A 19183-nucleotide genomic window follows, 5' to 3' on the forward strand; every position below is an offset into this window, starting at 1 on the left:
CCCGCCGCAGCCGAACTGCGGGCCGCGCTCAGCGACGCCGACATCCGGGTCCCCGCCGCGAAGCTGTACTCCTGCCTCACCGGGGAGGCCACCGCCGACCCGGACCGCATCAGGGAACTCCTCGTCCAGGGCATGACCCGGCCGGTCGACTTCCACGCGGCCGTAACCGCCGCCGCCCACGACGGCCACCGGTCCTTCGTCGAACTGGGCCCCGGCTCCCCCGCGCGGCTGCTCGGGCTCGTAGGGGAGACCCTGGCCGCCGAAGTGCCGTCCCCGCGACTGCGCCTGGTGTCCAGCGACGCCGAGGCCAAGACGCCGCGGCCGTTCCAGGCCGGCCGGAGCGGGCCGCGTCCGAACCCGGTCCGTCAGGCGGTGGACGATGCCCGATGACCGCACGGTGAACGGCCGGGCAGCCGCCGTACCCGACGACCCCACGGCCCGCCGCGCTCCCAGGGTCGCGCTGGTGACCGGGGCGACGGGAGCCATCGGATCCGCCGTCGCCAGGGCCCTGGCGGCCCGGGGCACCCGGGTCGCCGTCGGCTTCCGCCGCGACGAGGCGGCGGGACGCGCGCTGGCGGCCGAACTCCCCGGCGCGCTGCCCGTACGCGTGGACGTCGCCGACCCGGAGTCCGTACGCGCCTGCTTCCGCGAGGTGACCGAGGCCGCCGGGCTCGTCTCCGTTCTGGTCGGCGCCGCGGGCGCGCTCCGCGACCGGCCCGTGGTGCGGATGCGCGACGAGGACTGGGACGACGTACTGCGGACCAACCTGACCGGCATGTTCCACTGCGTCCGCCACGCGCTGCCCTCGATGATCGCGCAGCGCTTCGGACGGATCGTCTGCGTCGGCTCGGTCAGCGGCGCGCTCGGCCTGCCGGGACAGGCCAGCTACGCGGCGGCCAAGGCCGGACTCCTCGGCCTCACCCGGTCGGTGGCCCGCGAGAACGGGCGGTACGGCATCACCGCCAACGTGGTGGCCCCGGGCCTGGTGGAGTCCCCGCTCACGGCCGGACTCGGCGCCCCCGCCCGTGAACGCTTCCTCGGACTGTCGGCGACCGGTCGCTACGTGACCCCCGAGGACGTGGCCGGAGCGGTCCGGTTCTGCGTCGACTCACCAGCCGTCACCGGACAGCTGATCAATGTGGACGGCGGGCTCTACTGAGCGGCCACAACGGAGGGAAGAACCATGAACACCGACACCACCAGGGACAAGGTCGAGAGCGAGCTGCGCGCACTCCTCACCGAACGCTTCGAGGTGCCCGCCGAACTCATCACACCGCAGGCCCATGTCTTCGGCGACCTCGGGCTCGACTCCGTGGACCTCATGAGCGCCGTCGCCATCATGGAGGAACGCCACCAACTCACCGTGTCCGACAAGGACTTGGAGAACCTCCTCGTCATCGGGGGCATCATCGACCACTTCACCGAACTGCTGGAGCGGACATGACCCCCCGCAGGGTCGCGATCACCGGCATCGGGCCCGTCACCCCGATCGGCACCGGGGTGAAGGCCTTCGAGGAATCCCTGTGGGAGGGCCGCTCCGGCATCGGCCCGCTGACCCGGTTCACCCTCGACGGCTTCCCCGTACGGGCCGCGGGAGAGGTGAACGGCTTCCGCGCCGAGGACCATCTCGACCGCCGCAAACTGGGCCGCCTGGAGCGGTTCGCGCACTTCGGCGTCGCCGCCGCCCGGCTGGCCGTGCGGGACGCCGGACCGGTGGAGAGCGGCCTCGACCCCCTGCGGGCGGGAGTCGTGATCGCCACCGCCTACGCCGGCATGGAACGCATCGCCGCCGAGGGCCTGGTCCTGCGCGAGCGGGGCTGGCGGGCCACGGCGCCCACCACCAGCATGGCGATGATGCCGACGGTCGCCGCCGCGATGGTGTCCATGGAGTACGGGTTCATGGGCGCCGTCGAATGCCCCGCCACCGGCTGCGCCGCCTCCGGCCACGCCCTCTCCCGTGGCGCCGACCTGATCCGTGAGGGCAGCGCCGACGTCGTCCTCGCGGGCGGCTGCGACGCCCCGCTCAACGCGAACGCGCTCGCCATCTTCGCCACCGCCCGCGTCCTGTCCACCCGCGACGGCGACCCCTCACGGGCCTGCCGCCCCTTCGACGCCGGACGCGACGGCATCGTGATGAGCGAGGGGGCGACCGTACTGGTCCTGGAGGAGCTGGGGCGGGCCCGCGCCCGCGGCGCCCGGATCTACGCCGAACTCGCCGGACACGGCCACACCGCGGACGCCTACAACCTCTCCCGGCCCCGGCCGGACGGGCGTGGCGCGCTCGCCGCCATGACCCTCGCCCTCGCCAGGGCCGGACGCCCTCCCGGCGATGTGGGATACGTCAACGCGCACGCCGCCGGTACGAGGGCCGGCGACGCCGCCGAAGTGAGCGCCCTGCGGCAGCTGTTCGGCGGCGACCTGCCGCCGGTCTCCTCCACCAAGTCGGGGCACGGCCATCTGATGGGCGCCACGGCGGCCACCGAGGCGGCGGCGACCGCGCTCGCACTGCACCGGGGAGTGCTGCCACCGACGCTCCACCGCGAGAGAACCGACCCGGACATCGACATCGACATCGTCGCCGACCACGCCCGGGAAGCCGATGTGGACCTCGCGCTGAGCAACTCCTTCGCCCTGGGAGGTGTCAATTGTTCGCTGGCCCTGGCGAAGGTGTGACCCCCGCGAACGGGCGGGACGCCGATCCCCGCCCGTTCGCGGGCCGTACCGCCCTGGTCACCGGCGGCGGCAAGGGCATCGGCGGCGGCATCGCCCGCCGGCTGGCGGCCCGCGGTGCCGACGTGGCCGTGACGTATCTGCGCGACCGGGACGCGGCGGAGCGCATGGTCGAGGAGCTGACGGGGCTCGGCGTACGCTCCTGCGCCCGCAGGGCCTTCTTCGGCGACCCGCGCGACGACGTACCGGCCAAGGTGATGGAGTGGGTCACCGGCGAACTCGGCCCGCCGACACTGCTGGTCTCCAACGCCGGTACGGGAGTGCCCCTTTCACTCGTGGACACCCGGCGCAGTCACTGGGACTGGGCCGTGGAGACCCACGCCCGCTCGATGCTGCGACTGGTGCAGGCCGGGCCCGAGCTGCGGTCGGTCCTCGCCGTCTCCAGCATCGGCGCCTCCCGGGTGCTGCCCCACGCGTACGGACTCCTCGCGGCGTCCAAGGCGGCGCAGGAGTCCCTCGTCCGCTATCTGGCCGTCGAACTCGCGCCGCGCTGCCGGGTCAACGCGGTCACGCCGGGGCTCGTCGACACCGCCGCCGCCCGCGGCTTCGAATGGCACAAGAAGCTCTTCGACGCGGCACTGCCCAGAACGCCCGCAGGACGGCTGACGAACCCGCAGGACGTGGGCGCGCTCGCCGCGTTCCTGCTCTCCGACGAGGCCGAGATGATCACCGGCCAGACGATCGTGATCGACGGCGGCTACTCGATCCTGATGTGAGGACGTGTCCCATGGCCCATCCCCTTCTCGTGACCGGAGCCGGCGGCGTCGTCGGGCAGAGCCTCGTCGAGTGCTTCGGACCCGGCCGCGTCATCGGGCTCGTACGCCCGGCGGGGAACCGGCCGGACGGCGCCGCCGAGCTGATCGCCGGCGACGTGACCCGACCCCGCCTCGGCCTCGACGCCCCGGCGTACGCCGCGCTGGCGGGCCGGATCGGCGGCGTCCTGCACAGCGCCGCCCTCACCTCCTTCACCCGCGCGGCGGCCGACATCCACGACGTCAACGCCACCGGCACCGCGCACGCGCTGCGGCTCGCCGAGGACGCGGGCGTCCCCTTCCACCTGATCAGCACCATCTATGTGCGCCGCCGCGACGGCAGCCACGAAGACGGGCGCGCCCGCCCCTACCGGGAGTCGAAGCGGGCCGCCGAGGACACCGTCAGGGCCGCCGGCGTGCCGTGGAGCATCCTGCGGATGTCGCTGGTGATCGGCGACAGCGCGACCGGCTCCACCCCCCGCTTCCAGGGCGTGTACGCCGCGATGAAGTCCCTGATCACCGGCGGCGCCCCGGTCGTGCCGGTGGCCGCGGGCAGTTACGTCGACTTCCTGCCCCGTGACCATGTCGCCAGCAGCGTACGGGCCCTCGTCGACTCCGGCGCGCTCGGCGAGCACTGGATCACCGCGGGCGAACGCGCCCTGACCATCGAGGAGTTCGTCGAGCGCTGCCTCGGCTACGCGCGACGACAGGGACGCACCGTGCCCCGCCCGCGGCTGGTGGACTCCGAGATGGTCCACCGGCTGATCATCCCGGCGTTCGGCGACAGCATCGGCGCCGACCTGCGCAAGCGTCTTGAGCTGTTCACCGACATCCTCGGACCGCTGGCGACCGACCGGACACTGCCGCGCCTGCCGGACGATCTGCCCGGACTCGGCGCCCCGCCCGACCTCGGGGCCTGTCTGGACACCTCGCTGGAGTTCTTCGGGACACGGGCCAGGCTCGCCGCGACCGGGACGCCCGCGTGAGCGCCGACGCCGAGCCGTACACCGTCCGTGCCGACACCGCGCGGCACACCGCCCGCGACGACGTCATCGGCCTCTACCGCCGCCATGTGAACTCCGGCCTCGCCCGGCTGGCCGAACTGACCGGCGCCCCCGTCGTCGTACGGGCGGAGGGCGACCACCTCTACACCGCCGAGGGCGAACAGCTCCTCAACTGCGGCGGGTTCAGCGTCTTCCTGCTGGGCCACGGCTACCCGCCGGTCGTCGACGCCGTGTGCCGCCAGCTCCGTACGATGTCGATCACCGGCCCGATGATCTTCCATGAGGAGCTGGCGCAGGCGGCCCGGACACTCGCCGACGCCTGCCCCGACGGCCTCGAATACGTCTACCTCACCAACTCCGGCGCCGAGGCGGTCGAAACGGCGCTCAAGCTCGCCCGGATGAACGGACGGCGCCACGTCGTGTCGACCGACGGCGGCTTCCACGGCAAGACCATGGGCGCGCTGAGCGTCACCGGCCGCGAGGTGTTCCGGACCCCGTGCGAACCGCTGCCGGGGCCGGTGGACTTCGTCCCGTACGGAGACTCCGACGCCCTCGCCGCCAGGCTCACGGCCGCCACGTGCGTGATCGTCGAACCCGTCCAGGGCGAGGGCGGCGTACGGATTCCGCCTCCCGGCTATCTGCGGCGGGTGGCCGACGCCTGCCGAAGTGCGGGCGCCCTGCTGGTCGTTGACGAGATCCAGACGGGCCTCGGCCGTACCGGACCGCTGTGGGCCGTCGAGGAGGAGGGTGTCACCCCCGACATGCTGCTCAGCGGCAAGGCGCTCGGCGGGGGAGTGGTGCCGGTCGGCGCGGTCGTCGCCACGCCCGAGGTGTTCGCCCCCCTCAACCGGGACCCCGTCCTGCACACCTCGACGTACGGCGGCAGCCCGCTCGCGTCCGTGGCTCTGCGGCACACGGTCGAGGCGGTACTGCGCGAGGAGGTGCCGCGCCGCACGAGGGAGTTGGAGGTCAGGCTCCGCCAACTCCTCGAAGAGCGCCTCGCGGGCTGCCGGCATCTCGTACGCGAGGTCAGGGGGCGCGGGGCCCTCTTCGGCGTCGAGTTCCACCAGCCGTCCCTCGCGGGCGAGTTCGTGCTCGGACTCCAGGAGCGCTCCGTCGTCGTCTGCCCCACCGCCAACGCCCTGTCGACCGTCCGCCTCACCCCGTCGGCGTTCTTCGGCGAGCCGGAACTCGAATGGCTCGGGCGGGCGGTCGGGGAATCCGCCGACGCTCTGGGAAAGCGCTATCCACCGTCCGGCATCTGAACGCCTGAAATCTGACCGCTCGGCTCAGCCCCAACTCAGCCTCAGCTCAGGAGGAACACATGCGATACGTCAGGGTGTCGGCCAGGGCGCCCGGCCGGACGGCCGCCGAAATCTATCCGGTCATCAGTGACTTCGCCCGCTATCCCGAACTCACTGATGCCGTCCGCAGCGTGGACATCGAGGATCTGGGCTCGGGACGCACCGGATGCTCATGGGAAGTGACATTCCGCCGGGGCATCCTGAAATGGACGGAGGAGGACCACTACGACGCCGAGAACCACCGGGTGGATTTCTCTCTGGTCACCGGCGACCTGGACCATCTCGTGGGCCATTGGTGGATGCGCGACGAAGGGCCCGACTGCCGAATCGATTTCGCGTGCGACTTCGACATGGGAATCCCGACGCTCGCCGACGTCATCGAGCCGATCGCCGCCCAGACCCTCGGGGAGTACATCACCGTCATCCTGCGCGCCCTCGTGGGAGAGATCGTGATGATCGAGGACGAGCCGGAGGACACGCGTCAGCCGCAGGAGACGCACGAGCCCTCGGCCGTCGGCGCCCCGGCCGGGGGCGTACGGCGGAGGCCGTCGTGAGCCGGGCCGGGGAACGTGCCGCCGCATCCCTGACGGCCGCGTTCCTGGCACCGGACCGCGCACTGCTCGAACACCATCTGCCGGGCCTCGACGGACAGCTCGCCGCCGTGGACCTCGGCACGCTCGAACGGCCGGGCTCCCCTGCCGTGGACCTCTTCCGCGGCTCCGGCGCGCCCGCGCTGTTCGTCCCCGAGGAGTACTCCGGCCTCGGGGTGGGCCTGCGCGACGGGGTACGCATCCAGCGCGCGATCGGCAGCCGCGCGCCCTCCCTGGCGGTTGCCTCCACGATGCACCACTTCTCCGTCGCGAGCCTGACCGGCTGGGACAGCCAGGAAGGCGGTATGGAGTGGCTGATCGCCGAGGCCGTCGCCCGCCACTCGATGCTGGTGGCATCCGGCGCCGCCGAGGCCCGGCCGGGCTCCGGCATCCTCAACCCCGCCATGTCGGCCCGGCCGGTCGCGGGCGGCGTCCTGGTCAGCGGGTCCAAGAAGCCGTGCAGCCTGAGCAGGTCGATGGACCTGCTGTTCGCCACACTGCGCGTCGGAACCCCCGACGGCGAGCGATGCGCGGTCGCCGTGATCCCGGCCGGCTCACCGGGTCTGTCCTGCCGGCCGTTCTGGCGCAGCGACATCCTCGCCGGTGCCCAGAGCGACGAACTGGTCCTGGACGACGTCTTCGTGCCCGGGCGGCTGGTCTCGGACGTGGGTCCCGTCGGTACGACGACCGACGCGCTGCGCCGCTCCATGGTCTGGTTCGAACTGCTGATCGCCGCCTCGTACGTCGGTATGGCGGCGGCTCTCGTGGAGCGGGCGGTCCGCGCACCGCGTACGGACACCCGGCGGCTGGCCGACCTGGCCGTGGGGCTGGAGGCGGCGACCTACGCCCTGGAGGGTGTCGCGGCACGGTCGGACGCCGACGCGGAGCCCGCCACGCTGCTCGGTCCGGCGCTGACGGTCCGCTTCGCGGCGCAGGACGCCGTCCTGGACGTCGCGGCGACCGCGGCCGACGCGCTGGGCGGCGGGGCCTTCATCACCTCGCCCGACGTCGCGTATCTCTGTGCGGCCGTACGCTGTCTGGCCTTCCATCCACCGTCGCGTACGGCGGCGACCGACGCGCTGGTGGCCCATTTGCGCGGTGAATCGGTCGGCATGGACCCGGTGGAGCGACCGGGAGACGGAAAACCGTAGTTCCGTACTACGGAAAGACGTATCGGATCACGGGCGGCCCGGCGCTAGATTCGAAGACGTGAATACTTCTGAGCCAGCGGAAATGGTTGCCGTCGGCGCCGCCGATGTCGAATTGAGGGCCCTGGGAGAAGGACGCTTCGAACTCCTCACCGGCGCGCGCAAGTTCGTTCTCAGAATTACGGACGAGCAGGAGAAGGCGCTGAGCGAAATCGTCACCGATATCCTGCCGAAGCTCTTCCGAACCGTGCCCGTCCGGGAACAAGTAACGGCGGCCGAAATCGAGTTGCTGGCGCCGTACGTCAAACAGCTCGCGTCGATGGGGGTGTTGCTCTTTCCCCGTCAGAGCATCGAGACGGTGGCGGATCTGCGGCTCTACTCCTTCATCGCGCGCCGGACCGCCGAGGCCGACAAGGTCTTCGGTTCGGTGAAGGCCAAGCGCGTCACCCTGACCGGCCCCGACCGGCTCACCACGGTGTTCGCGGGCCCGCTGAGGGACCAGGGGTTGACGGTCGACGGCGCGGGTGCCCACCCCCGTACGGAGACGGACACGGACGCGGCGCTCACCGTCGCGGTGTCCCTGGGGGACGAGGCCGGGCTGGACGCCATCAACCGCCGGCTGTGCGGCGAGGGCCGCTCGTGGCTGCCCGTCCTGGTCACCCCCGGCCAACTGCGCCTGGGGCCCTGGACGATGCCCGGCGAGTCCGCCTGCCCGCGCTGTTACGGACCGCCCCGCCCCGTGGCCGACGACCTGCCCGCGACCGGCAGCTGGCTCACCCTGCAACCCGGCTTCCTCGGCTGGGCGGGCGGCGTACTCGCCCATATGACGATGCGCGGTTTCGTTCCGATGGGCGCCGAGCACCCCTGGGGCCGGATCACGACGATCGACGCGGCGCGCTGCGAGCAGACGTCGGTGCGCGCCTGGCGGGACCCGTACTGCGCGGTGTGCGCACCACACGCCCCCGCACGCCAGGAATGGGCGGAGGTCTGAGCGGTGGACGAGGACATGCTGCGCTGCGTGACGGAGCAGGGCTTCGCGGCCCGTACGCTCCCCCTGCCCCTGTACGTACGGGCGCACGCCGAGGTGCTGGTATCGGCCGCCGACGCCGGGGAGAGGCTTGATCTGCGGGCCGCCGACATTCCGCTGCTCGACGTCGCCGTGGCGGCCGACCGGCGCGGCGCGCTGCGCCAACTGGTCGAGCGGGCGGCGGTGTTGAGGATCCTCCGCTCCGACCATGGCTCTCTCCGTGACTCGCTCCCTGACTCCGACGGTGACGCCAGGGCTGATGCCCGCGACGGCAGCCCGTCCGCCGTGGGCGTGGGCGACAGCCACGACGAGGCCGTGGCGCGCGCGATCTACCAGGAACTGGCGTGCCGCCGGGCGGAGTCGGGCATCGAGAAGGGCACCCTGATCACCGGCCGCGACCAGGCCGAGGGACCCTCGGGCGTCGCCCTGCGCGGCGTGGACGGCCGGATCGACTGCTACCTGCTGGGCGAGACGGCCGGAGTGCCCGCCGTCGGAGCGGTCCTGCGACTCGACCGCCTGGAACGGCCGTTGTGCGCGGTCGTCTGCGACCTGTGGGAGCGGCGGGGCGTGGAGCGGGCCGTTCAGGCGGTCCTGCGTGAATTCGTCGTCACCACACTGCCCCGGCGCGACGACACCGACCGGGCGCCCCTCCCGTACGGCGACTTCCACGACGTGGTGGCCGTCGGCGAGACCGACTTCGAAACACTGGCCCCCCGGCCGCCGCGGGACGAGACCGGTGAACTCCGCGACAGACTGCGCCTGCACGGCCACCGCGCGAGCGTGCGCGTACTCGGCCCGGCCGACCGCGCCGCGCTGGTGGCCTGTCGTCTGGAGCCGACGGCCACGTCCGAGCCGTCGGCCGACTCCGAGCCTGTGAGGCGGCCGACGACTGGTACCGAGGACGACTGGCGGCCCCGTGACGTCGCGGCCCTCGGGCTGCGCGCGCCCCGCCAACTGTCGCTCACCTACGAGCGCGACGAGGTACGCATCGGCCGCGTCTACCACGAGAACTCCAAGATGCGCACGGCCTACGGCACGCTGCCCGTGGTCGACATCGCCGAGATGAGCCCGCCGGCCCGCCGCCTCCTCGGCCAGGCCTACCGGGACTTCGGCCACGCCCGCAGGCAGTACCCGATGCGTCCGTCGGGCCAGCCGCGACTCCTCACACTCGACCAGGTCGTACGCCGCAGGCGCTCCTGGGCCGCGATGGGCGACGGCGAGCTGACCCGCGCCGAGTTGGCGCATCTGCTGACCCTGTCCTACGGGACCACCGGAGCCGCCGTCGCCGGCCAGGACCTGCGCCTGCCGCTGCGCGCCACTCCGTCGGCGGGCGGCCTCTACTCCAGCGACCTGTTCGTCCTCGTGGACCGTGTCAGCGGCGTGGAGCCCGGCCTGTACTACTTCCACCCCGGCAAGCGACTCCTGCAACTGGTCGACGACGAGCGGACGTTGGCGGAGGTCGCCGAGTACACCGGCTACCGGGAACGGGCGGGGGAGGCCGCGGCGATGGTGGTCTACGTCGGCGCGTTCCGGCGCAACCAGTGGAAATACCGCGAGCGCGGCTACCGCACCGTACTGCTCGACTGCGGCCACCTCGCGCAGAGCGTGGTGACCACGGCGACCTCGCTCGGTCTGGTCGCACACCCGATGATCGCGTTCGTCGACGACTACTTCAACGCCTACGTCGGCGTCGACGGCGTCGAGGACGCGGTGCTCTATCTGACACTGCTCGGCCCGCGACGCACAGGGGATGAGGCCGCATGACGGAGGCACAGCGCGTACGTGTGAGCGTTCACGTACTGGACGACGAGAACGGCTTCGTCGAGACCGCGCACGAGATCCACCGGGTCAAGGGCAAGGGGCTCAGCGGGCTCACGGACGAACTGCCCCCGGAACTCCTGGACAAGCTGCGCATCGCACCGCCCGCCGCCACCGCCGCCACCGCCGACGCGACCGAGCCGGACGGTCCGCGCGTACGCCGACTGGCCGTCGCCGGACCGAAGTCGCTGACCCGGCAGTTCTTCGCCGTGGCAGAACACACCTCGGGTCTGGACGCACACGAACTGCTGGACGGCGAGGACGAGTTGGACGAGCGGCCGGGCCGGTGCGACCTGGTCGTCATCGCCACGGCGTCGCTGTTCGACCCACGGGCCGCGCGGACGGCCGCCCGGTGCGTACGGGCGGGCCTGCCGCACCTGGTGTACGGAGCCGCGCGCGACGGCGTGACCTTCGTGGGACCACTCTGGTCGCCGCAGGGGGAGGGTGCCTGTTACGAGTGCCTGCGCGTCCGGGTCGCCTCCAACTCGGTGCACGGCCAGACCTGGCGCGCGTACATGACGTTCCTCGCCGAGACCGGGGCCGAGACCGGGACCCCGTTCCAGCACGAAGTGCCCCCGTGGGCGGCGGCGCAACTGGCCGGAGCCGTCGGCCGGAGAGCCGAGGCCTGGCTGACCGACGCGGCCGACGAGGCCACCGCCGAGCTGCTGTGGAACGACGAGAGCAGCCCCGCCAAGACGGGCCGCACCCTCCTCCCCGTACCCACCTGCGCGGTCTGCGCCGATCTGCACCGCACCCGCGCCACGAGCACGACCGAGCCGAACGACGACGGCAAGGCCAACGGCGACGGCAAGGTCAACGGCGAAGGCAAGGCCAACGGCGACGGCGGCCCGGACGCGCTGCGCGCCGCCGAGGACGACAGGGTCGGCATCGTGCACGCCACCAGCGTGCGCCGCGCCGAGAGCGGCCCGCCCGTGTACCTCAGCGGCAGCACCTCCGCCGACCTCTCGCTGATCAAACGGACGATGGGCGTCACCGTCAACGGCGGCGCCGGATTCTCCAAGGGCGAGGCCGTCGCCGCCACCATCGGCGAATCCCTCGAACGCTACGCCGCCGGGCTCTACCGCCCCGCCGACCTGCACCTCGCCACCTGGGACGAACTCGAAGCAGCCGGCCGATCGGCGGTCCCGCCCGCCGAGTTCGGCCTGTTCTCCCCGGAGCAGCACGCCGAGCCTGGCTTCCCCTTCACACCCTTCGACGGCGGCACCCCGGTCCGCTGGACACAGGCCACGGACCTGCTGAGCGGTGCGCCCGTCCAAGTCCCCGCGTCCCAGGTGTACATGCACTACCGGCGCCTCCGGGGCGAGGCCGCGATCGGGCAGTCCATCTCCACCGGCCTCGCCGCGGGCCCCTCCTACCGGGCGGCGGTCCTCAGCGGCCTGTACGAGGTCATCGAGCGCGACGCCCTGGCCATCTCCTGGCTGCACCGACTGCCGCCCCGCCCCCTCCCGCCCGAGGTCGTCGCCGCCTCGTCACGTGTCTCGTACCTCATCGACCGCGCGACGACCTGGCGCGTGCGGTTCTACGACCTCTCACTCGATCTGACGCCGTCGACGGTGGTGGCCGTCATGGAGCACCACAGCGGCGCCGAACAGATCATGTCCTTCGGCAGCGCCTGCCGCTGGTCGCCGGTCAAGGCGGTGGAGAAGGCGTTCCTGGAGGCCGCGCAAGGGCTCACCTATGTCCGAAGGCTGCTGAGACAGCACGAGGACTGGGAGGCGGCCGAGGACTTCGGCAACGTCGACGACTTCAACAAGCACGCCATCCTCTACTCGAAGTACCCCCGACTGCGCGAGCGGGCGGGCTATCTCGTCCACCCCTCGGCCCCGGTGCCGCCCGGCCGCCCCGAACGCCCCGCCCCGGCTGCCACCGACGACCCCGTCGGCCGGATCACCGCCGAACTGGCCGCCGCCGGCCACCGGGTGTGCGTCGTGGACCTGACCACCCCCGACGTCCGCCGCAGCGGCGCACACGTCGTACGCGTCCTGGTTCCCGGCCTCCAGCACCTGTCCGGGGTGCACGGCTGCCGGATGCTCGGCAACCGACGGCTGTACGACATCGTGGCCGCCCTCGGCTGCGACACCCGGCCCGACAACCCGTATCCGCACCCGCTGCCCTGAACGTGGCAAGGAGCTCCGATGGCGTCCTCATTCCTCGCGTACCCCTCCCTGTCCGTCGTCCGCAACGACGATTTCGCGGACACCGCCGACATCGCCGAGGCGTTCGCCCGGCATGTCACCAGCCGCCAACTGCCCAGCGACGTCGCGCCTGTCCGGTGCTCCGTCGAGAGCGAGGCGGTCCCCGGCGGGGTGCGGCTGCGCTTCACCAGTACGGCGCGGAAGCTCGCCGCCCCGGCCACCGTGACGCACAAGTTCTTCTTCATCGACCGCGACGAGTCCCGCGAACGCCGCCATCTGCTCACCCCGGTGAGGACAGCGGCCACCACCGAACTGCTGGTGCTCTTCGAGGAGGGCCAGGAGCGGGACTACTTCCACGGGTCCGTGTTCGACAGCGACAACCTGCTGCTGGCGAGCTCCGCCGTGGTGTTCGACCGCGAGGGCCGGCACGTCCCGTATCCGTTCACCCAGAAGTACGTCTGTCCGCAGCGCCTCGCCACCGCCGACTTCGAGGTGACGCGCGACGCCGACGGCCGCCGGGTGGCACGGTTCTCGCTGGCCTGCCGGGACCTCACCGAGACACTGCGGCTGTCGGTCGCCTGGGAGACGATCGGCGTGGTCCACCAGCGGGATCTGGTGTGCACGCCCGAGCGGCCCGCGACCTACCTGGACATGCCGCTGGACGACAACGACGAACTCGCCCCCGGCGACTGGGTCGTCATCGCCGTCGACGACCGGCAGCGGCTGCTGGCACAGACCGTGGTGACCCTGGTCTCCACCAAGGCCGGCCGGTGCCCGTCCTGACCACCGGGCCCCGCGACCCGACCGGGCCCCGCCACCTCACGCTCGACAACGGACTCCACCTCGTCGGAGTGCGCCGGCCGGGCTCGCCACTGGCCGCCCTGCGGCTGCGAATCGACATCGGCAGCGCCGACGAGGCGCCCGGCGAGCACGGCCTGGCCCACGTCCTGGAACACCTGGTCGTACGGTGCTCGATGGGCGGCGGCCGGGTCGCGGACGGGGCGCTGGTCGAGGCCGCCACCGGCCGGCCGCACACCTCGTACGACGTCTTGGTGCGGACCGGCGACATCGCGACGGCCGGGGACGTCCTGGGCGCCGCCTTCCGGCAGTTGAAGCCGGACACCCGGGATCTCGCCGACGAGCTGGCCGCGATCCGGCGGGAGCGCGCGCAGCGCACCGCCGATGTGCGGTGGCGGGTGCAGGAGGCGATGTTCGCCGCGCTCTGCCCGGACACCCCCTACGCCCATCCGGTCCTCGGCGACCCCCGGACGGTCGACGCGCTGACCGACGAGGCCGTGCACCGCCTCCACTCCCGCTGGTACCACCCTTCGCGCGCCACGCTCGTCATCGGCTCGGACCGGGTGGACGAGGAACTGGCCGCGCTCGCCGAGCGGGCACGACTCTGGGCGCCGGGCCACCCCCGTACGGAGACTCGCGCCGCCGCGCCGCCGCCGGGCGGGCACGCGGTGGTGTCGGAGGCGGTGGGCGCCGGGAGACGGGCCGTCGCCGTCGGGTTCACCGAGCCCGGCGCCCCCTGCGGCACCGACGCCGGGTTCGCTCTGGCCCGGCGGTCCGTACGCGCGGCCCGAGGCATCGACGTGCTGCGGCTCCGGCTGCGGAGCCACACCTGCACCTGGGTCATGCTGGCGGCCACCGACGAGACGGCGGCGGTCCGTTCGGTCGCAGCCGCGCTGCGGGCCGTACGTGAACTGCTGCTCGGTCCGGACGGGGCGGCCCTGCTGCGTACCGAGGCGCTCATCCCCGAACTGCGCGCCGCCGAGGACATCCAGCGGTCCGTCGCCGACGCCACCGACGCCACCGACGCCTTCGACGCCTCCGACCGCATCCCGGCCTCCCGGCCGACGACGGCGACGGGCGTCGGGGAGGTGGCCGACGTGATCGCGCGGTGGCGACAGGGGTTCGCCGCCGCCCTGCCCGAAGGCCCGGCGACATGACGGCCCCCGGCGCACCGGTCCTCGCCAACAGCGTCCCCGGCGAACACGCCGTCGCCGCCGCCACCCTCGCCGTGCCGCTGACCGGGGCGGACCGCGCGAGCGTACTCGCCGCACCTCTCGTCGCGGCGGCGTGGGCGTGCGCCGTCGCCGCCGAGGCACGGCGCGGCGGAACGCCCGTCAGGACCGAACCGGTCGTGACGGCGGACTACGCGGGCATCACGGCCGAAGCCGCGCCCGGCGACCACGACGCACTGCGCCGCCTCGCCGACTGGTTCGCCGCCGTCGCGGAACACCCGCTGGAGGAATGGGAGTTCGGCACGGTACGGCGGTCCTTCCTGTCCCGTACACCGTCGTCCGCCCGCTGGTCCGACGCCGTACGACGCGCGCTCTTCGGCGACCGGCACCGTTACGGCGTCGGCCACGACGAACGCGTCGCCCATGTCACCGGCTGCGGACCGGCCGACGTGACCGCGGCGGCGCGCGAACTGCTCGCGGCGCGCCCCGCCGGACCCGCGCCGCTCGTACCTCGTACGGTCCGCGTCCGGCTCCCGGCCGAAGGCGGCGCGGCCTGCCATCTGCTCGGTACACCGGGCGTCAGTCTCGGCTCCGACGACAAGTACGCCCTGCATGTCGCCTGGGCGCTGCTCGGCGGACGCGACGGGATGCTCGACCGGCGGCTGCGCGGCGAGCACGCCCTCACGTACTCGCTCGCCGCCTTCAGCCGGGAGTTCGCCGACGGCGGCTACGGCGCCTGCTTCGCCGCCTGCGCGCCCGGCGCGCGGGACGAGGTGGCCGAGCGGACCGGGGAGGTGCTGCGCGCGCTGGAGCGCGGGTCGTTTCCCCGCTCGCTCGTCGACTCCGCGAAGGAGCGCCTCATCATCGCCAACCACCGCTCCCTGCGGAACGGCCGAAGTGTGACGGAGCGGCTGTGCGGCTACGAGATCGCGGGGACCGACCCCGGCGGCATCACCCAGTACGCCCGTCACGTCGGCGGCGTCACACCCGAACAGGTCGCGGACGTCGCACGGCGCCATATCGGCGGGGACCAACCGGGAGGGGACTTGTGAACAGGTTCGCGATACGAGAGATCTGGCGCTACCCCGTCAAGAGCATGGCGGGCGAGCTGCTGGACGGCTGCGCGGTCACGGCGGACGGGCTGCTGGGCGACCGCTGCTGGGCGCTGCGTGACGAGGAACGCGCGTGCATCGCGGACGCCCGCAAGCTACCCGCGATGCTCGACATCCACGTCCGCTACGCCCGGCAGCCGGAGCCCACCGTGCCCGGCGGCCGGTCCGCCGGTGTCGAACTGCGCCTGCCCGGAGCGCAGTCGGGGCCCGTCGCCTCCGACGACCCCGCCGTCCACGACGTACTGTCCGCGCATCTCGGCAGGAAGGTCACCCTGTGGCCCCTGCTGTCCGCGCAGGAGGACCGGGCGCACTACGTACGCGCCTGGCCCGAGGACGTCGAGCGCTATCTCAAGGATCTCTTCGGGGTGGCGGACCTGGCCGAGATGCCGGACCTGTCGGCGCTCCCGCCGGAGGTGGCCGAGTACCAGACGATGCCCGGCACGTACTTCGACGCGTACCCCGTGCACCTCGTCACCACCGGCGAGCTGGAGGCGCTGGCACGGGCCGAGCCGCCTCCGCCCGATGTGGACTCCCGCCGCTTCAGGCCCAACCTCCTTCTTCAGGGCCCGGCCGCACCGGACTGGGTGGGGCGCCGGGTACGGATCGGCTCGGCGGTGCTGCGCGTCGAGGCGGACTGCCCGCGCTGCGTCATGGTCTCCCAGCCCCAGCAGGGCCTGCCCGCGGCTCGGGGCCTGCTCCGTACGGTGCACCGCGACTTCGGCCACCAGGTCGGCCTCTACGCGTCGGTGGAGCGACCGGGCCGGGTGGAGTGCACCGACGTGGCCGAGGTCGAGGACGCGGAGGAGGGGTGAACAGGGCGGCGTCACGCGACCGATGCCGCCGCCCGCCGTGCCCCGCGCCTCAACGGCCTTCGTTCGCCGGGGACTTGGCGTGCCTCAGGCCTCGACCCGTGGCGCTTCGGCGGCCGGTTCACCGCTCACCCGCTGCCTGCGGCTGAACATGACCACCGCGACCACGGCGGCCAGCACGCCGGCCACCACCGTGGTCCTCGAAACGCCCAGCGCGCTCGCCGTGGAGCCCGCCAGCAGCGGGGCGACCGCGAGGCCGCCGGTGTACGCGAGGTTGTAGATGGCGTACGCGGCGCCGTAGGCGGCGGGCCGGGTGTGTTCGGCGAGCGCGCCGATCAGCACCAGCGTGGGGGCGAGCACGAACTGGGCGCCGAATCCGACGACGACCAGGCCGGTGACCGACCAGAACGTGGAGTCGCGCCCCGACAGCAGGAAGCCGGCTGCCGTGACCGCGGCGCCGATGCCCGCGACCCGCGACGCTCCCACCCGGTCGGTGATCATCCCCGCGATCGGAGCGGCGAGGCTGCCGCCGAGCGCCGCGGCCGCGAAGGCCAGTCCGATCCCGGTGGTACCGATACCGAGACCGTCCAGATGCAGCGGAAGTACCGGTTCGGGGAAGGCGATCGCCGCGGCGCCGGTGGCGGTGAGCGCGATGAGCAGCCCGAGGCGGGGCCCGCGCATCACGACGCTGTACGGGGTGCGTACGTCGGCGGTGGTCGTCCCCCTGATCAGTACGACGCGGGCGACGGCGTCGGCCGCCGCGAGTGCCGCGATGACCAGGAACGGCGCGTGCGGGCCGAACGCGTCGGTGAGGACGCCGCTGACGGCGGGACCGAGCAGGATGCCCGCGCCGACGGCCGAGAGCGCGAACCCCATGACCTTGCCGCGCCGCGCGGGTTCATGGGTGGCGGCGATGAGCGCGAGACCCGAGGTCCAGGACGCCGCCGCGGCGACGCCCTGGGCGGCCCGTGCGAGCAGCAGTAACGTCAGGCCGGTCGCACCGGCGACATCGATGGACGCGGCGAACAGCACGGTCGCAGCGGCGAGTCCCACGAGGCCGGCCAGCATGGGTGCGCGGGGCCCGGAGCGGTCCACCCACACGCCGATGAAGGGGGTCGCGCCGAGGAGTGCCACGGCGTAGACGGCGAAGAGGGCACCCGCGATGAACGGCGAACCGTGCACGGCGGGGAGGTCGGGCAGCAGCGGCACGATGCTGCCGTAGAGGAACATGTCGACACCGAGCGCGATCGCCGTGACAGCGACGGCCGCACCGGGCTTGGTGGGGGTGACTGCTTGTTTCATGGAAGTGCCCCTCGAAGCGGGAGAGCGACGCCGGAGGCGTCGCTCGGAGGTAGAAGGTCTGGATCGGTGGCGGCGAGCAGCGCCGTCCCGCAGAGCCAGGCGAGGATGCCGGCGGCCGCGCCGGACGGGTCGTCGGCGTGGGTACCGCGTCGCCCGGCCCCGTCCCCGCTCCCGCCCCCGCCTCGCTTCCCGGCCAGGAAGGTTTCGAGCCGCTGGAGCCAGTCGGCGAGTCCGTACGACTTGGAGGCCCGCCCGTCGGAGATGCCCTCGGGCTGATCGGGACCGTAGGAGGCGTTGAGCGTGATGGTGAGCAGCGCCCGGAAGTGCCTGTCCTCGCGCAGCCGGCGCAGCCAGGCGACGAGGAATTCACGCAGCCGGTCCTCGACCGGCCCGTCGGAGTCGAGCACGGCCCAGACCGGTGCCGTGACGGAGTCCCAGGAGTTCGCGATGACAGCGGCGTACAGAGCCGTCTTGTCGGTGAAATGGTGGTACACGGCGCCGCGTGTCAGCCCCGCGCGCTGGGCGACGTCCGCCAGTTTCGTCGCCGCCACTCCGTGCTCGGCGAACTGGAACAGGGCAGCCTCCAGCAGGGCTGCTTTTGTCTGGGCGGCTTCTTCGGCGGTTCGGCGCATACCTCTTTCATACATGCATGCACGTATGAAAGCAAACCACTCCCCGGTCAAACGTTCGGAATGTTCGACCGGGGAGTGGGCTTGCCGGCCTCAGACGCTCACTACTGCCCCACCCTGCCGTCGACGCACTCGCGCAACAGATCGGCGTGCCCGCAGTGCCGCGCGTACTCGTCGATCCGGTGCACGAGCAGCTCCCGAACCGCGATCCCGTCCTTCCCCAGCCGCTCACCCAGATCCGCGTGCTCGGCCAACGTGGCGTCGATCGCGGCCTGTTCGCGCGCCAGATCGGCGTACGCGGCGTCCACCACGGCCTGTTCGGCCACGGCTCCCTCGAAGTCCCCGTCGCCCTCCCCGTACAGCTTCGGCAGGGGATCGCCGTCCCTGATCCAGTTGTGCCAGTCCCGCTCCACCTCGGCGAGATGGCGGACGAGGCCGAGCAGCGACATCGTCGACGGCGGAACCGACCGGCGGGCCAGTTGTTCCGCGTCCAGGCCCTCGCACTTCATCAGCAGGGTCAGGCGGTAGTTCGCCAGGAAGTCCCGCAGCGTCTCCAACTCGCCGTCGGGACTGGCTCCGTCGTTGTCGCGGGGGTCGTCTTCCGGGTCGGTCCACATGTCGGCGTAGACGGTCGCCCGGGTCCAGCGCGCGGGTTTGTCACTCATGCGTGCCATGTTCCGCCGTGGGGGCGGGGGTCCGCCAGTTCTTTGCCGTGCGTTCCCCTTCTCCCCGTGAGCGCCCCTCCTCGGGCACCTCCAGTGACTTTGCCATTCCTTTACAACCCGTCCCGCCGCTGCCTCGTCTCTCCCCCCGATCTGTAACCCCGCCCGCC

19 protein-coding genes are annotated in these 19183 nt (G+C 72.7%); 16 read left to right on the forward strand and 3 right to left on the reverse strand.

Annotated elements, in window-relative coordinates; all coding sequences use genetic code 11:
• The 16 genes from BHU15_RS40540 to BHU15_RS33615 all read left to right on the forward strand — a co-directional run.
• The coding region (locus tag BHU15_RS40540) for a hypothetical protein (RefSeq protein WP_218028092.1) at positions 1–390 on the forward strand (390 nt) is incomplete at its 5' end.
• Positions 380–1159, forward strand: coding sequence for an SDR family oxidoreductase (locus tag BHU15_RS33545; protein WP_079128552.1), 780 nt, complete (start codon positions 380–382; stop codon positions 1157–1159). The genes BHU15_RS40540 and BHU15_RS33545, both read left to right, overlap by 11 nt.
• Before the next feature lie 24 nt (positions 1160–1183).
• Complete coding sequence (locus BHU15_RS33550; protein ID WP_023543556.1) at positions 1184–1444, forward strand: acyl carrier protein; 261 nt, start codon at positions 1184–1186, stop codon at positions 1442–1444.
• The gene (locus tag BHU15_RS33555) at positions 1441–2673 is read left to right on the forward strand and encodes a beta-ketoacyl-[acyl-carrier-protein] synthase family protein (RefSeq protein ID WP_069630573.1); all 1233 of its coding nucleotides are present in this window, start codon (positions 1441–1443) and stop codon (positions 2671–2673) included. The genes BHU15_RS33550 and BHU15_RS33555 overlap by 4 nt, the downstream gene beginning before the upstream one ends.
• Positions 2670–3446 (forward strand): SDR family oxidoreductase, encoded by a 777-nt coding sequence (locus tag BHU15_RS33560; protein ID WP_023543558.1) that lies wholly within the window; start codon positions 2670–2672, stop codon positions 3444–3446. Before BHU15_RS33555 ends, BHU15_RS33560 begins: the two co-directional genes overlap by 4 nt.
• A gap of 11 nt (positions 3447–3457) precedes the next feature.
• Positions 3458–4468 (forward strand): SDR family oxidoreductase, encoded by a 1011-nt coding sequence (locus BHU15_RS33565; protein ID WP_069630574.1) that lies wholly within the window; start codon positions 3458–3460, stop codon positions 4466–4468.
• The gene (locus BHU15_RS33570; RefSeq protein WP_069630575.1) at positions 4465–5751 is read left to right on the forward strand and encodes an aspartate aminotransferase family protein; all 1287 of its coding nucleotides are present in this window, start codon (positions 4465–4467) and stop codon (positions 5749–5751) included. Before BHU15_RS33565 ends, BHU15_RS33570 begins: the two co-directional genes overlap by 4 nt.
• Before the next feature lie 59 nt (positions 5752–5810).
• Positions 5811–6344 (forward strand): type II toxin-antitoxin system RatA family toxin, encoded by a 534-nt coding sequence (locus BHU15_RS33575; protein ID WP_069630576.1) that lies wholly within the window; start codon positions 5811–5813, stop codon positions 6342–6344.
• Positions 6341–7531, forward strand: coding sequence for an acyl-CoA dehydrogenase family protein (locus BHU15_RS33580; RefSeq protein ID WP_079128554.1), 1191 nt, complete (start codon positions 6341–6343; stop codon positions 7529–7531). The genes BHU15_RS33575 and BHU15_RS33580 overlap by 4 nt, the downstream gene beginning before the upstream one ends.
• A 58-nt stretch (positions 7532–7589) precedes the next feature.
• Positions 7590–8519 carry a hypothetical protein gene (locus BHU15_RS33585; RefSeq protein WP_141726934.1) on the forward strand — a complete coding sequence of 310 codons (930 nt, stop codon included), beginning with the start codon at positions 7590–7592 and terminating at the stop codon, positions 8517–8519.
• Positions 8520–8522: 3 nt separating this feature from the next.
• On the forward strand, positions 8523–10319 hold the full coding sequence (locus BHU15_RS33590; RefSeq protein WP_069630578.1) for a SagB/ThcOx family dehydrogenase: 1797 nt from the start codon (positions 8523–8525) through the stop codon (positions 10317–10319).
• Entirely contained in the window at positions 10316–12511 is a 2196-nt protein-coding gene (locus BHU15_RS33595; RefSeq protein ID WP_069630579.1) for a TOMM precursor leader peptide-binding protein, read from the forward strand. Before BHU15_RS33590 ends, BHU15_RS33595 begins: the two co-directional genes overlap by 4 nt.
• 18 nt (positions 12512–12529) lie before the next feature.
• Positions 12530–13312 carry a DUF5944 family protein gene (locus BHU15_RS40545; protein WP_069630580.1) on the forward strand — a complete coding sequence of 261 codons (783 nt, stop codon included), beginning with the start codon at positions 12530–12532 and terminating at the stop codon, positions 13310–13312.
• Complete coding sequence (locus BHU15_RS40550; protein ID WP_069630581.1) at positions 13300–14484, forward strand: M16 family metallopeptidase; 1185 nt, start codon at positions 13300–13302, stop codon at positions 14482–14484. Before BHU15_RS40545 ends, BHU15_RS40550 begins: the two co-directional genes overlap by 13 nt.
• Positions 14481–15551 (forward strand): M16 family metallopeptidase, encoded by a 1071-nt coding sequence (locus BHU15_RS33610; protein ID WP_069630582.1) that lies wholly within the window; start codon positions 14481–14483, stop codon positions 15549–15551. The genes BHU15_RS40550 and BHU15_RS33610 overlap by 4 nt, the downstream gene beginning before the upstream one ends.
• Positions 15548–16423: an MOSC domain-containing protein gene (locus BHU15_RS33615; protein ID WP_069630583.1), complete on the forward strand. Its 876-nt coding sequence runs from the start codon at positions 15548–15550 to the stop codon at positions 16421–16423. Before BHU15_RS33610 ends, BHU15_RS33615 begins: the two co-directional genes overlap by 4 nt.
• A gap of 84 nt (positions 16424–16507) precedes the next feature.
• Here BHU15_RS33615 and BHU15_RS33620 read toward each other — a convergent pair whose 3' ends face one another.
• The 3 genes from BHU15_RS33620 to BHU15_RS33630 all read right to left on the reverse strand — a co-directional run bounded on the left by BHU15_RS33620 (position 16508) and on the right by BHU15_RS33630 (position 19025).
• Positions 16508–17722, reverse strand: a complete 1215-nt coding sequence (locus tag BHU15_RS33620; protein ID WP_069630584.1) for an MFS transporter — start codon at positions 17720–17722, stop codon at positions 16508–16510.
• Positions 17719–18354 carry a TetR family transcriptional regulator gene (locus BHU15_RS33625; RefSeq protein WP_069630585.1) on the reverse strand — a complete coding sequence of 212 codons (636 nt, stop codon included), beginning with the start codon at positions 18352–18354 and terminating at the stop codon, positions 17719–17721. Before BHU15_RS33625 ends, BHU15_RS33620 begins: the two co-directional genes overlap by 4 nt.
• 101 nt (positions 18355–18455) lie before the next feature.
• Entirely contained in the window at positions 18456–19025 is a 570-nt protein-coding gene (locus BHU15_RS33630) for a DinB family protein (RefSeq protein ID WP_069630586.1), read from the reverse strand.
• Positions 19026–19183: the final 158 nt, after the last annotated feature.

Origin of the sequence: Streptomyces niveus (genome assembly GCF_001723055.1) — a bacterium.
GTDB classification, from domain to species: Bacteria; Actinomycetota; Actinomycetes; order Streptomycetales; family Streptomycetaceae; genus Streptomyces; species Streptomyces niveus.